Source organism: Acidobacteriota bacterium (assembly GCA_028875575.1).
In the GTDB taxonomy this organism is placed as follows: domain Bacteria; phylum Acidobacteriota; class Terriglobia; order Versatilivoradales; family Versatilivoraceae; genus Versatilivorator.
Genome location: JAPPDF010000054.1, coordinates 63140 through 75927 on the forward strand (window position 1 = coordinate 63140; position 12788 = coordinate 75927).

Annotated in this window: 11 protein-coding genes; 3 read left to right on the top strand and 8 right to left on the bottom strand. The window is 62.2% G+C overall.

Annotated elements, in window-relative coordinates; all coding sequences use genetic code 11:
- Positions 1–17 precede the first annotated feature (17 nt).
- From OXI69_08695 to OXI69_08730, 8 genes are all read right to left on the bottom strand, one after another.
- Positions 18–881 (bottom strand): lysophospholipid acyltransferase family protein, encoded by an 864-nt coding sequence (locus tag OXI69_08695; protein MDE2666215.1) that lies wholly within the window; start codon positions 879–881, stop codon positions 18–20.
- A 168-nt stretch (positions 882–1049) separates the two neighbouring features.
- On the bottom strand, positions 1050–2120 hold the full coding sequence (modC, locus tag OXI69_08700; protein ID MDE2666216.1) for a molybdenum ABC transporter ATP-binding protein: 1071 nt from the start codon (positions 2118–2120) through the stop codon (positions 1050–1052).
- Positions 2107–2793: a molybdate ABC transporter permease subunit gene (gene modB / locus OXI69_08705; protein MDE2666217.1), complete on the bottom strand. Its 687-nt coding sequence runs from the start codon at positions 2791–2793 to the stop codon at positions 2107–2109. Before modB ends, modC begins: the two co-directional genes overlap by 14 nt.
- A 63-nt stretch (positions 2794–2856) precedes the next feature.
- Positions 2857–3777 carry a molybdate ABC transporter substrate-binding protein gene (gene modA / locus OXI69_08710; protein ID MDE2666218.1) on the bottom strand — a complete coding sequence of 307 codons (921 nt, stop codon included), beginning with the start codon at positions 3775–3777 and terminating at the stop codon, positions 2857–2859.
- Between the two features lie 41 nt (positions 3778–3818).
- On the bottom strand, positions 3819–4166 hold the full coding sequence (locus OXI69_08715; GenBank protein MDE2666219.1) for an MGMT family protein: 348 nt from the start codon (positions 4164–4166) through the stop codon (positions 3819–3821).
- 438 nt (positions 4167–4604) lie between these two features.
- On the bottom strand, positions 4605–5468 hold the full coding sequence (locus OXI69_08720) for an NAD(+)/NADH kinase (protein ID MDE2666220.1): 864 nt from the start codon (positions 5466–5468) through the stop codon (positions 4605–4607).
- A gap of 421 nt (positions 5469–5889) precedes the next feature.
- Positions 5890–7272 (bottom strand): sigma-54 dependent transcriptional regulator, encoded by a 1383-nt coding sequence (locus tag OXI69_08725; GenBank protein MDE2666221.1) that lies wholly within the window; start codon positions 7270–7272, stop codon positions 5890–5892.
- Positions 7269–8516, bottom strand: a complete 1248-nt coding sequence (locus OXI69_08730) for a hypothetical protein (GenBank protein MDE2666222.1) — start codon at positions 8514–8516, stop codon at positions 7269–7271. The genes OXI69_08725 and OXI69_08730 overlap by 4 nt, the downstream gene beginning before the upstream one ends.
- 341 nt (positions 8517–8857) lie before the next feature.
- On the opposite strand from OXI69_08730, the gene OXI69_08735 reads away from it, so the two are divergent.
- The 3 genes from OXI69_08735 to efp all read left to right on the top strand — a co-directional run bounded on the left by OXI69_08735 (position 8858) and on the right by efp (position 12672).
- The gene (locus tag OXI69_08735; GenBank protein MDE2666223.1) at positions 8858–10480 is read left to right on the top strand and encodes a glycosyltransferase family 2 protein; all 1623 of its coding nucleotides are present in this window, start codon (positions 8858–8860) and stop codon (positions 10478–10480) included.
- A 255-nt stretch (positions 10481–10735) separates the two neighbouring features.
- Positions 10736–12115, top strand: coding sequence for a Xaa-Pro peptidase family protein (locus tag OXI69_08740; protein ID MDE2666224.1), 1380 nt, complete (start codon positions 10736–10738; stop codon positions 12113–12115).
- Entirely contained in the window at positions 12112–12672 is a 561-nt protein-coding gene (gene efp, locus OXI69_08745; GenBank protein MDE2666225.1) for an elongation factor P, read from the top strand. The genes OXI69_08740 and efp overlap by 4 nt, the downstream gene beginning before the upstream one ends.
- The last annotated feature ends 116 nt before the right edge of the window (positions 12673–12788 follow it).

The following is a 12788-nucleotide window of genomic DNA, read 5'->3' on the forward strand; positions in this document are numbered from 1 at the left end:
GAAATGCCCTCCCCCGCCTAATAGGGCGACACCTCGCCCGGCGGGCGGGTCTTCCAGCGGCGGTGAACCCAGAGCCATTGATCCGGGTGTTGTTTGACCAGGCCTTCCAGGATCTTGTTGAAGCGGGCCGTGTTCTCCACGATGTCGGCACGGGTGTCGCCCGTCTGGACGATCTCGACCGGCGGCTCAAAGTGGAGTCGATGGATCTTGCGGGTGCTGTCCCAGATGAGCACGCCTGGAATGACGGTGGCTCCCGTTCGCAATGCCAGGGCGGCCAGGACCGTGGTGGTGCAGGCCGGCAGGCCGAAGTAATCCACAAAGACCCCCGCGTCGCGGGTGGTGTTCTGATCGATCAGGATGCCGACCCCTTCGTTCCGTTTCAGGGTCCTGAGCATTTCCCTCAAGGAGTCTTTCTTACGAATGACCTGATTGCCGGAAGCCGTTCGGTAGGCGTTGACCAGACGGTCCACGTAGGGATTGTCGATCGGCCGCACCACGAATTTCAGCGGGTGGCCATAGAGCGCATGGGCAAAGGGACACAGCTCCCAGGCTCCGTAGTGGGCAGTCAGAAAAAGGGTGCCGTTGCCCCGGCGAAGAGATTCGGCGAAATGGTCAAAGCCGTCATAGACCACCACCCGGGAAATATTGTCACGGTTGAGCCTGGGCAGCCTTGCAAATTCGACCAGCAATCTTCCAAAGTTCTGAAAGACTCCCCGAACCACGGCCTTGGTCTGTTCGGAGGTCCAGTCGGGAAAGGCCAGGTTCAGGTTTCGGGTTGCGGTGCGGCGGAGATGGCCCAGGCTCCGATGGGCCAGGGTGGCAACTCCCCGGGCCAGACACAGGGCAACCCCACGGGGGAGAGTGCCGAAGATACCAAGCAAGAGCCGGGCTGCCAGGTACTCTGCCCTCAGTCGAATCCAGACTGGCAGGGAGGGACGTTTGCTGATGAGGTTGCTCCTTGGGAGTCGTCCGACGCCTCTCGAAATCGGCGCGCCCTTTCAGGAGGGCGCGGGCTGCGGGCGCGGCCCGCCCCCGGTGACACTTGCGGGCTAACCCACCACCTCCAGGCTGCGGGTCTTGATCAGGCAGGTCACCTGCGAGCCCGGTTGGAGCCCGAGGTCACGCACTGCAGCGGGGGTCACCTCGGCCCACAGGATCTGGCCCACGTCCACCGCTACGAAAAATCCGCCCGCCAACTCCAGCATGCGGCTGACCACCCCCCGAACATGGTTTCGGATGCTCAGCCCCCGGACATCCTCAAGGCTCAGGGTCACGTCCGAGGGCCGGAACCGGACAAAGAGCGGGTGGGAGGGATCGCAGTGCACCGCGGGGAGCTTCATTTCCTGGCCTCCCAGCCTTCCGACCCACTGGTCGCCGCGCAGCATGGCTCCATCGATCCGGAGCAGATTGACCGGCCCGGCCGAATGGGTCCATCCCAAGGGGGTGGGCTGTCCCAGCGCCTCTTCCGGCGTGCCCTCCGCCACCGCCCTCCCTCTTTCCATCACCACCACCTGCTGGGCGAATCGGCGCACCTCGGCCTGTCCGTGGCTGACGAACAGGGTCGGAATGTTCCATTCCGTGACCACCCTTTCCAGATAGGCCAGGATCCGGAGCTTCAGAGCCTCGTCCAGAGCAGCCAGCGGCTCATCCATCAGGAGCAGTTCCGGGTTGCTCAACAATGCCCGCCCCAAAGCCACCCGCTGGCGCTCACCCCCCGACAAGCTCCCGGGATAGCGACGCACCAGGTCCTCAAGCTCCAGCACCTCCACGACCCTTTCGAGGAGAATGGGAGGACCGCTCCTCCGGCGCCGTTGCCCGTAGCCGAGATTGTCCGCGACGCTCATGTGTGGGAAGAGCCAATGGTCCTGGAACACCATTCCGACCTGCCTGCGCTCGGTGGGCAGGTGGATTCCGGCCCGACTGTCGTCGAGCCAGCGCGAGCCCAGCCGAATCCGGCCGAATTGCGGCGTCAACCAGCCGGCGATCATGCCGAGCACGCTGGTCTTTCCGCTTCCCGAGGGGCCGAACAAGGCGGTCACCAGGCCGGTGGCCTCAAAAGCAAGGTCGACCTCGAACCCGCTCGGGAACCGGTGACGGCAGTTGAAGTCAAGCCGACTCATGCCGCAACCCCTTGCGTTCCAGATATTCGCTGGCAACCAGCGCGGCGGCGGCCAGAAGCAGCGAAACCGCCACCAGCGGCCAGATGGAAGCCAGCCCGTCGGGCCGGTCCTTCAAGGTGTAAATCAACAGCGGGATGGTCCGGTTTCCCTCTCGCTGGCTGGCCAGCATGACGGTTGCCCCGAACTCCCCCAGGCTTCTGGCGTAGGCCAGAACGCAACCGGCAATGACGCCGTTGCGGGCCAGCGGCAAGCTGACGGTGAAAAAAGTTCTCCACCAACCCGCGCCCAGAGTCCTGGCCGCGGTCTCCAGGTTCGGATCCACCGACTGAAAGCCGAGCCGGATGGCCCGAACCATCAAGGGGAAACTCATCACGGCTGCCGCCACCACCAGTCCCGGAAACTCGAAAGCCACTCTGAGACCCAATGTCTGGCCCAGGAACCCGCCCACCGGGGCCGCCGGTTTGAAGACCTGCAGCAGCAGGTAACCGGTCACCACGGGTGGCACCACCAACGCCAGGTTGACTGCCACCTCCACCAGCCACTTCCCCGGAAATCGATGTCTGGCCAACACATAGCCCAGGCATACCCCCGGGGGCAGGCTCACCAGCACGACGAAGAGGCCGACCCTGAGGCTATTGTGAATCGCAGACCACTCGGCGGCGCTGAATTCCATGGAAACCCGTCTCTGTGACGATGAAGGAAGCTGTCAACCAATGCATCCGGAAATTCAAGAGCGCTACTCCGGCCTGGCTTCGGACAGGCGGGTGAAGCCGTGCTTCCGGAACAGGGCGGTCGCCTCGGCGCCCTGCAGGTATTCGAACAGATCGCGCGCGGCGTCGGAACGCCCGCCATGGCTCAGCAGCAACAACGGATATCGGATCTTCCGGTGCAGCCCTGGAGCGATCTCAAGGGCCAGATCGACCTGAGAGCTGGCCAGTGCATCGGTTCGATAGACGATCCCGGCTGCCACGCTACCGGTCTCCACGTAGGCCAGCGCTGTCCGGACGTTATCCCCGTAAACCATCCTGGACCGCAGCGACTCCCACAAGCCCAGCCGGACCAAAGCCTCCCGGGCATAGAGACCCGCCGGAACCATGGAGTCGGGATTGGCCATGGCAACGGAGGCAAAGGAGGCCTCCAGCAGCTCGCGAGGAGATCGGAGGGAGCGTTGACTCCCCGTGGGGAGCACCACCGCCAGACCGTTGCCCAGCAGATCGATCCGGTCCGCCACCAGACCCGGGATGCCGGTGAGGACCCGGGTCCAACCTTCGTCTGCCGCTAGAAACAGGTCTGCTTCGGCTCCGCTGCGGATCTGTGTCGCCAGGGTTGCGGTGCTGGCGAAGTTCAGCTCGACCGCCTGGCCGGTTTGACGTGTGTATCGATCCCGGATCTCCTCAACCACGCCGGTGGTGCTGGCGGCCGCGCAAAGCAGCAGGACGTTTTCGCCCGGCGCCTGAGCCCGACACCCCCATCCAAGCAGTCCCAGGAGCAACGCGGGCCCGGCGAGCCGCCGACTCCAACTCCACCCTGCCATGGCCTCCCCCATACAGAAACGCGCCGCCGGTGACACCCGCAGGCTGCGCCGGCCCATCTTAACATGGGGATTCCAACGGCCTGCGCCGTGGCTGGCGCCCGCGGCTGCATGCAGTGGCAGCATGCCCCGTACACCGCGACACCCGAGCTACGCCTGGGGGACGATCATTTCCGGTTCTTGAGGAATCCTCTGGGAGGAATAAACTGGTGTCGACTCATATCCACCCGCTCACCGGTAAACAGGACTCCCTCCTGTTCCAGCAGCTGACGCTGCTGCAGGGAGCCCCCCGGCGGATTGGGAGAACGGGTCAGGAGGCGTCCTCCGGCGCCTACCACCCGCTGCCAGGGCAGGCCCGGGGGACAGCCGTGCATGGCCCAACCCACTTGACGGGCCAAATAGGGAGTACCCACAAGGGTGGCGATCTGCCCGTAAGTCAGCACCTGCCCGGAAGGGATGGCGCCCACCACGCGGTACACCTGTTTGAAGAAGGAAGCTTTCTTCGCATTGGCCAACGGATGGATCTCCTTCAACTACAAGCGGCGCCGAAATGCTACTGCAATTTCGTCCCCTTGGTGTGACCCTGTCATGGGAAGGAGCCCACCCGGGAGCGCGGGCGTCCCGCCCGCACAACACTGGCACTGCCTCGGCCATCTCCTCGGCGCGGCTCGACCGGCAACGGCGCCGGGGCTCTGCTTGGGACGGCCCCATGCCGTTCCCGACGGAAGGGTGGCCGGCTGCCCCTTCGCAGGGAAACTGAGCGGCACGCAACGACAGCGCATGCGGGCGGGACGCCCGCGCTCCCGGGTGGGGTGCCTCCTCCCATCACTCTTGCCCCTCGAGGGGGCGTACGCCAGCTTGCCGGGCCGCAGCCCTGCCGATGCGGCAGAATCGTCACGCTTCGTGGCCCTTGGTGGATTACTCTTTTTCCGTTTCAGGCGAGTCCGGCCCCCTTAGCGCTCGCCCCACTTCAACTTGCGCCTCAGGATGTCGAAGAAGCTGTTACCGGGAGATTCAATCAATTCGACCGTGCTGGCGGACTTGCGGACCCGAATGCGGTCGTCTCCCTGCAGATCGAGGCCGGTCTGTCCGTCGACGGTCAGAAATACCGACTCCTGGGTGGCTTTCAGACTCAATTCGATGGAGGCGGAATCGGGCACGACCAGCGAGCGGAAGGTCAGGGTGTGCGAGGCAATGGGAGTTACCAGCATGGACCCCAGAGTGGGATAGAGAATGGGGCCGCCGGCGGAAAGGGTATAGGCGGTCGACCCGGTGGGGGTGCCCACGATCAGGCCGTCAGCCTTGTAGGTAGCCACGAAGTGGCCGTCAATCCGGACGTCGATGTCGATGATCCGCGCCAGCACCGCCTTGGTCAGGACCACGTCGTTCAAGGCCCTATAGTCTGCGAAGGGCTTGCCGTCGCGAACCACTGCCACATCGATCATCATTCGACGCTGAACACTGGCCTTCCCCTGCAGGATCAGCTCCAGAGTGGGGAACATTTCCTCCAGTGTGATCTCGGTCAGAAACCCGAGGCTGCCGAAGTTGACTGCCAGAATCGGAACCCGACAAGAGTCCAGCACGCGCGCCACCGAGAGCAGCGTACCGTCGCCTCCCAGGACCACGATCAGGTCGCAGGCGCCGGGGATCTCCGACTTGGGCATTCCCCGTTCATTGACGATAGCCGCGGTTTCCTGCTCCAGAGCGCAGTCGACCCCCCGGGACGCAAACCATTGCTGCAACCGACCGATGACAGGGGCCACCGTCTTGAGCTTGGGTTTGGCGATGATGCCGACTTGCTTGATGGTCCCACCCATCGATCACCCCCGGCCACGGTGATGGCCACACGCAAGCACCCCAAGGGAGCACCGCCACTCAACAGGACCTTAATCATAGCGCGAATTCCAAATCTATCCACTTACCTGAAACACTCCTGCTTCGCCCTCTATCAGCCCCTCCGTCGCATCAGACGGCAGCGTGGCTTACGTGAAAAGTGAATAGTGGAGAGTGGAGAGCTATTTGATCGACACGTCAAGCATCTGGTCGGTCTCGCCGCAATCATTCAATGCTTGCAACCGGATCATTGGGCACTTGCCTGTTCCCCAATCGCTCCACCAAACACTGACCGCCGATCAATGTCTTGAAGGGTCCCTGTTTCACAGTGTAAGTTCCGCATCGCAGGGCGGGGGCACGGCTGTCCACCAACAACTCTCCGCTCTCCACTCTCCACACAACCCGCTACCGCCGCCGCGCGGTCAGTCCATACTCCTTGAGCTTCTTCTGCAGTGTCCTCAAGCCCATTCCCAGGAGCTTGGCGGCCCGCTGCCGATTGCCCTGGCTGCGCTCCAATGCCTGCAAAACCGCCTGGCGCTCGATGGTGTCCAGATTCAGGTCCGCGAATCGGGGCGGTTCCGCCTCCGAGCCCGGCGGTGGGGCCGGCTCGCCGATGCGAAGGTCCGGCGGAAGATCTTCCATCCTGAGGGTGTCTCCCTTGCAGAATACCACCAGGCTCTCCACCAGGTTTCGCAGTTCGCGCACATTTCCCGGCCAGGGGTGCTGCACCAGCCGGTCCAGCAACTCCGGCTCGAGCCTGTGAATCCGCTTGCGATGCTCGGCCGCGAAGGCCTCAACAAACGACCAGGCCAGCCGCGGGATGTCCCCTGTCCGCTCTCTGAGTGGAGGCACCCGCAGGGTCACCACCCGGAGGCGGTAGTAGAGATCGGTCCTGAAGGTCCCCTGACTGACGGCCTCGACCAGATCCCGATTGGTCGCCGCGATGAGTCGGACATCCAACTGCAGAGACGCATTCCCCCCGACTCGCATGATTTCCCGGGTCTCCAGGAACCTCAACAGCTTCACCTGCATCTCCGGTGGCATCTCCCCGATCTCATCCAGGAAGAGCGTTCCCCGGTCGGCCATTTCCAGCTTTCCCAGGCGCCGTTGGCGGGCTCCGGTAAAGGCTCCGGCCTCGTAGCCGAACAGCTCGCTCTCCAGCAGGGTCGGGCTGAGAGCGGCGCAATTCAAGGGCAGGAAATTCCGGTCTCTGCGCGGACTGTTTTCGTGAAGGGTTTGGGCCACCAGGTCTTTGCCGGAGCCGCTTTCGCCCAGCAGCAGAACGGTGGAGCGGGTGGGCGCGACCGTGGCGATCTGCTTGAGAAGATCCCGCATGACGGGGGAATCGCCTAAAATCCGGGTGGCGGCGCCGGCAAGGCTCCGGACGGCCGGGTCCGACCCCCGGGCGCCGGGTGCCCGGCTCTCCAGGATCTGTCGCACCCGGTCCCGCAACTCGAACAAGTCCAGGGGCTTCAGGATGTAGTCGTCGGCCCCCAGTCTCATGGCCTCCACCGCGGTTTCCACCGTGCCATGTCCCGTCACCATCAGCACTCCGGCCTCCGGATTGACGGATCGCACCGCCCTCAGCAAGTCCATGCCGGTTACCCGAGGCATCTTCAAGTCGGTGATGACCAGGTCGAACTGCTTGAACCGGTCCAGTTGAGCCATGGCCGCCTGGCTGTCCTCATAGGAATCCACCTGGTACCCGACTCTCCTGAGAGCACGGGAGATCGCAGCCAGGCTCTCCCTTTCGTCGTCGATCACCGCAATGTGGTGCGTCCGATTCATTGGGCAGGTCTCAGCCTCCGCCGCCAAAGACTTCGAATTTCCATCAACACCAACATCCCCCAAAAAGGATAGTACTGCAACTTCAGAAAAAACGGGTCGCTCCGCCAAATTCCCAGGACAGACCAGTTGTTCAGAACCTCGTAGGACAGAACCGACAGGCCTGACAGCAGCAGCCAGGCCGGATTGGGGAAAAAGCAGAGAAAGGGAACGATCCAGACCAGGTACCAGGGGAAGAGGGTCGGGGAGAAGAGAAGCACGGCGCCGGTCAACCAATAGAGTTGCCGCAGCCTGCAGGTTCCTCGAACCCAGCAGACACAGAGCAGTGTCAACAACGCAACCCCCACCAGTCCCTCCACCCAGATCTGAGAGAAGCCCTGGCCGGTCAGCCAGGAATGGAGAAACCCGTTGAAACGCCATTGATGGCGGTAGAGGCCCAAGCCCGCCAGAAGCCGGCTTCCCGCGCCCACGTAGGGCGCCAGCATCAGCAACAGGAACCCGGCCAGCCATCCCCAGTAGCGGGCCGGCATTCCCCTGAGGAAAGCGGGCGCCAGGATCAAGGGATAGAGCTTGGAAAGAACGGCAGCCGCCAGCACACCCATGGCGGCTACCCTGCTTCGAATCTGCAGCAGAAACAGAGCCCAGAGCAGCAGTCCGACCACCAGCACATCGTGATGCCCGCTCCAGGCCACTTCGATCACCACCAACGGATTCCAGGCGTAGACCAGGACGCCACCCAGCGGCCGACCGCTCCGTCTCAAGAGGGCCAGAATGGCCGCCACCAGCCCGACCTCGACCCCCAGGAAGGCCAGCTTGAAGCCGGTAACGGAGCCGAAACCGAGGTAGAAGAGCGCATGGACCATCTGGGCGAAGGGGGGATATATGGCGGAGACCTCCTTGTTGTTGACGGAGGGCCAGACAGGGTTTCGGTAGTCCTCCAGTTCCGGCGATTGCGGGCTGTGTTCATAGGGATTGATCCCTTCCGTCTGCAGATAGCCTTCCCACAGATAGCGGTAGACATCGTCGGACAGCGCCGGTGCGGCCGGCAACAGCAGCAGCCTGAAGGCGAGGGCAAAGAAGAGTATGAGGGGCAGCTTGGCTCTTACACCGCAGGGCGTCTGCAGTGACAGCCAAAGGGAGAGCAGATAGAGGAGGAACAGACCCAGGTAGAGGGTCACCAACTCCGGAATTTTTTCCTGGACCGGCGCCAGGTTAGGCAGACTCCGATAGAGGAACGCCGACGTCAACCCGCAGGCCAGCAGGCCCCACAACGGCCAGCAGGGGTGGGCTATCCACCCGATCCCGTTCCTGAAAACCAGTTGATCTTTATTGGAGGCAAGAGTATAGTGCGAGGGATTTTGGGGTTCCTTGGTTGCGGCGGCAAACGTATCAATTTTCAGAAGCTCACCCTGCGAATCGAGATCCTGCGTCGGCCCAGCCTCCCGGCCCGTTCATCCTGGCCGAGCGCAATTTAGGAACCGTATGAAATTCGTCCCGGAAGCGCCAGCCTTTGAGTCCCAGGCAGCCCTTGTGGCCGGGGCCGGAGCGTTGTCCCTCCTATCCCGCTAGATTAGGTTGATCCAGCCCCGTGTTTCACCTTGAGTATCCAGGACAGAGCTTCATTCGGGATCTTCAGACCCTTCTGTTTCCCTCAGGTCCCTATCGAACCTTTCTGGACGGGGTGCGCGCCCAGCACAGCCTGGACGCGTTCGATTTCTTCGTCCTGATTCCCTACTTTATCATACTGGGAATCCTGGCCATTTACGGGCTGCACCGCTATCAACTGGTTTACCTCTACTTTAAAAACAGGGATCGAAAGCCTCAACTCAAGCAAAAGCTCGGCAAGCTCCCGATGGTCACGGTCCAGCTCCCCATCTACAACGAGCTGTTTGTGGTCGAACGGCTGGTCGAGTCGGTAACCAAGCTGGACTACCCCCGGGACCTGCTGGAGATCCAGGTTCTGGACGATTCCAACGACGAAACCCGATTTCTGGCCCGCCAGTGCGTGGAACGCTTTCGCCAGGCCGGCTTCGACATTCACTACCTCCATCGACAAGACCGCCAGGGGTACAAGGCCGGGGCCCTGGAGGCCGGCTTGAAGGTGGCCAAGGGCGAACTCGTGGCCATCTTCGACGCCGACTTCGTGCCCGAGCCCTCCTTCCTGCGCAAGACCATCCACCATTTCGCCGACTCCAAGGTCGGAATGGTGCAGACCCGATGGGGGCACATCAACTCCGAATACAGCCTTCTCACCCGGACAGAAGCCATGATTCTGGACGGTCACTTCGTGATGGAGCACGGTGGCCGGCACCGTTCGGGGCTCTTCTTCAATTTCAACGGCACGGCCGGGATCTGGAGGCGCAAGGCCATCGAGAACGCGGGCGGGTGGCAGCACGACACCTTGACCGAGGATACCGATCTGAGCTACCGCGCCCAGCTTCAAGGCTGGAAATTCATCTATCTCCCCGACGTGGTCTGCCCCGCTGAACTGCCGGTTGAAATGAACGCGTTCAAGAGCCAGCAGTTCCGTTGGGCCAAGGGGCTGGTGCAAACGGGGATCAAGCTGCTCCCGACCATCTTCAGGACTCGGCTGCCGCTGAGGGTCAAGATTGAAGCCGCCTTCCACTTCTCCGCCAACTGCTCCTACCCCCTGATGGTGATGTTTTCGCTGATCTTCCTGCCCGCCATGATCGTCCGCTTCTATCAGGGCTGGTTTCAGATGCTCTTCATAGACCTGCCGCTCTTCATGCTGGCGACCATGTCGGTCTCTTCCTTTTACGCGCTCTCCCAGCGCGAGCTGGATGCCAGTGGCTGGGTGCAAAAGGTGAAGTACCTTCCCTTCCTCCTGTCGGTGGGAATCGGCCTGTCGGTGAGCAACTCGCTGGCGGTTCTGGAGGCTATCGCCGGCAGAAAGACCGCCTTTCGCAGAACTCCCAAGCACTGCATTGCTTCGGCGGGCGACGGTTTGGCCGCCAAACGCAAGTACCGGGGGAAAATGGGCTTTACTCCTTTCCTGGAACTGGGGCTGGGCGTCTACTTCGCCTTCACCGTCTATTTCGCCTGGTCCAACGGGAACTACTTCACGCTGCCCTTCCTGATGCTGTTTCTGGTGGGCTATGTCTTCACCGGCCTCATGTCTCTGTTTCAAGCCCCTCTGGCTCGCTTCCTGGACGGCCGGCGAGCGCCGCTGCTGCCCAAAACGGCTTCCTGACGCGGCCGGATTGAGTGATTCGTGGATAGTGATCAGTGGATAGTTATTTGATCCAAGCGTTAAGTCTCTTGTCGATCTCGATGAAGTCCGTCAATAGGTGCAACCAGGTCATCAGGCGCTTGCCGGTTCCCGAAACCCTCCGCTGACCACTCTCCACTCTTCACTCTCCACTCTCCACTATTCAGTTAGCGGCAATCCCGTTCCATAGGACGGTACGGTTCGTCCAGGGCAAACCAGAGGTAATCCCGACAAGCAATGCGGCCTAATCTCTTGAGCCATCTATGCCTTGCCGGCACTCTTCTGCTGCTGTCGGAGCCCGGCTCTCCTTCGGACTCGCAACTCGGACAGGAGGCTCAAGCCAGACGAACCGCTTACCTCCAGAGGGCGAAGGAGGGAGTGACACTCCTGTTCAACCGGCGCCACAACGACCTGAACGAGTATGTTCCCGACAAGAACTTCTTCTACCTGACCGGCTGCACCGAGCCTGGAGCCGTGCTCCTGTTGATCCCCGATGAGGATGGTCCTCGGGAAACCCTCTTCCTGGCCAGGCGGGACCCGAAACAGGAGCGTTGGACCGGAGTCCGAATGGCGCCCGGACCCGAGACGGCCCACCGCCTGGGCCTGCGGCAGGTCCTGAGTCTGGACGAGCTGCCGGATGCCTTGGCTCAACGAGTCCCTGCCAAGAGCAAGGTATACACCAACCTCTCGCCCGGCCCGCACCGTCAGGCCACCGACAAGTGCTGCCCGGAACCCTGGGTGCGCTTGCACCGCTGGCTACCCGATGCGGAAATCCTGGATTCCGATCCCGAGGTGGCTTTCCTCCGCATGAAGAAATCGGAATGGGAGATCGAGAAAATTCGGCAGGCCGTCGAGATCACCATTGCCGGCCACCGTCACGCTCTCCCTGCGATCGGTCCCGGCCGCTACGAATACGAAGTGGAGGCAGCCATCGAGTACCAGTTCCGGAGCCGGGGAGCCACCCGGCCCGCATTCCCCTCCATTGTCGGCTCGGGGCCCAACTCCACCATACTTCACTACGCCGAGAACAATCGCCGGATGAGCTCCGGGGACCTGGTCGTCATCGACGTTGGAGCGGAGTTCGATGGCTACAGCGCCGACCTCACCCGGACCTATCCCGTCAGCGGCCGTTTCACTCCCCGGCAGAAGGAAATCTACAATATCGTCCTGGCGGCTCAGGAGGCCGCCCTGAAGCAGGTTCGCCCCGGAGCGACGTTCGACCGCGATGGTTCCATCTATCAAGCGGCTTTCCAGACCATTGACAGCCGCGGCCGAGACCGGCAGGGACGAAGGCTGGGGCGTTACTTCATCCACGGGACCGGACACCACCTGGGGCTGGATGTCCACGACCCGGTTAGCGATCGAAGTCGCCCCCTGGAGCCCGGAATGGTGATCACCATCGAGCCCGGAATCTACATTCCCGAGGAGAACCTCGGAGTCCGTATCGAGGACGACGTCCTGGTTACCCGGGACGGTTACCGGATACTCTCCCGGGGATTGCCGCGGGAAGTGGACGAAATCGAGAGAATGATGAGAGAAAGCCGCGAGGAAGCCGGAAGTTCTGCGCGGGAACAGGCAGTGACGGCAACCGGAGAGGTTGGAGGACAAGGACTATGATATCGGCCACTAGCCTAAGACGCGGAATGGTGATTCGAAAAGACGGCGAGTTGTTTTCGGTCTTTTCCTTTACCCACCTGACCCCTGGAAACAAACGGGGATTCGTGCAATCCAAGCTCAGGAATCTGAGGACCGGAGCCCTCATCGACCACCGATTCCGTTCCGTCGACACCATCGAAAGAGTGGCTCTGGAGCAGCAGGAGATGGAATATCTCTATCAGGACGGAACAGACTACATATTCATGAACACGACCACCTACGAGCAGGTTCACCTGGGCGAAAATCTGTTGGGAAACAGCATGCTCTACCTGGTCCCCAACATCACCATCAGGGTCGAATTCTACCAGCAGACTCCCGTCGGGATTCAGCTCCCCACCACGGTGGACCTGGAGGTGGTTGAAACCGAACCCGGCCTCAAGAGCGCCACTGCTTCCAGCGTCAACAAACCTGCCAAGCTGGAAACGGGACTGGTGGTCCAGGTTCCTCCCTTTGTCAATGCGGGCGAGAAAGTCCGCGTCGACACCAGTAGCGGCGCCTACCTCGAAAGGGCTCGCTGAACCCTCCCCCGTGGCGCCTAGCCCGCATTTCTCACCAGGGGGTGTGATCATGGCGCAGTCATTTTCCCCTCAGCGCGTGCTCGGGAGCGAAGAGCGTAGCGGTCACTACGGTCGAG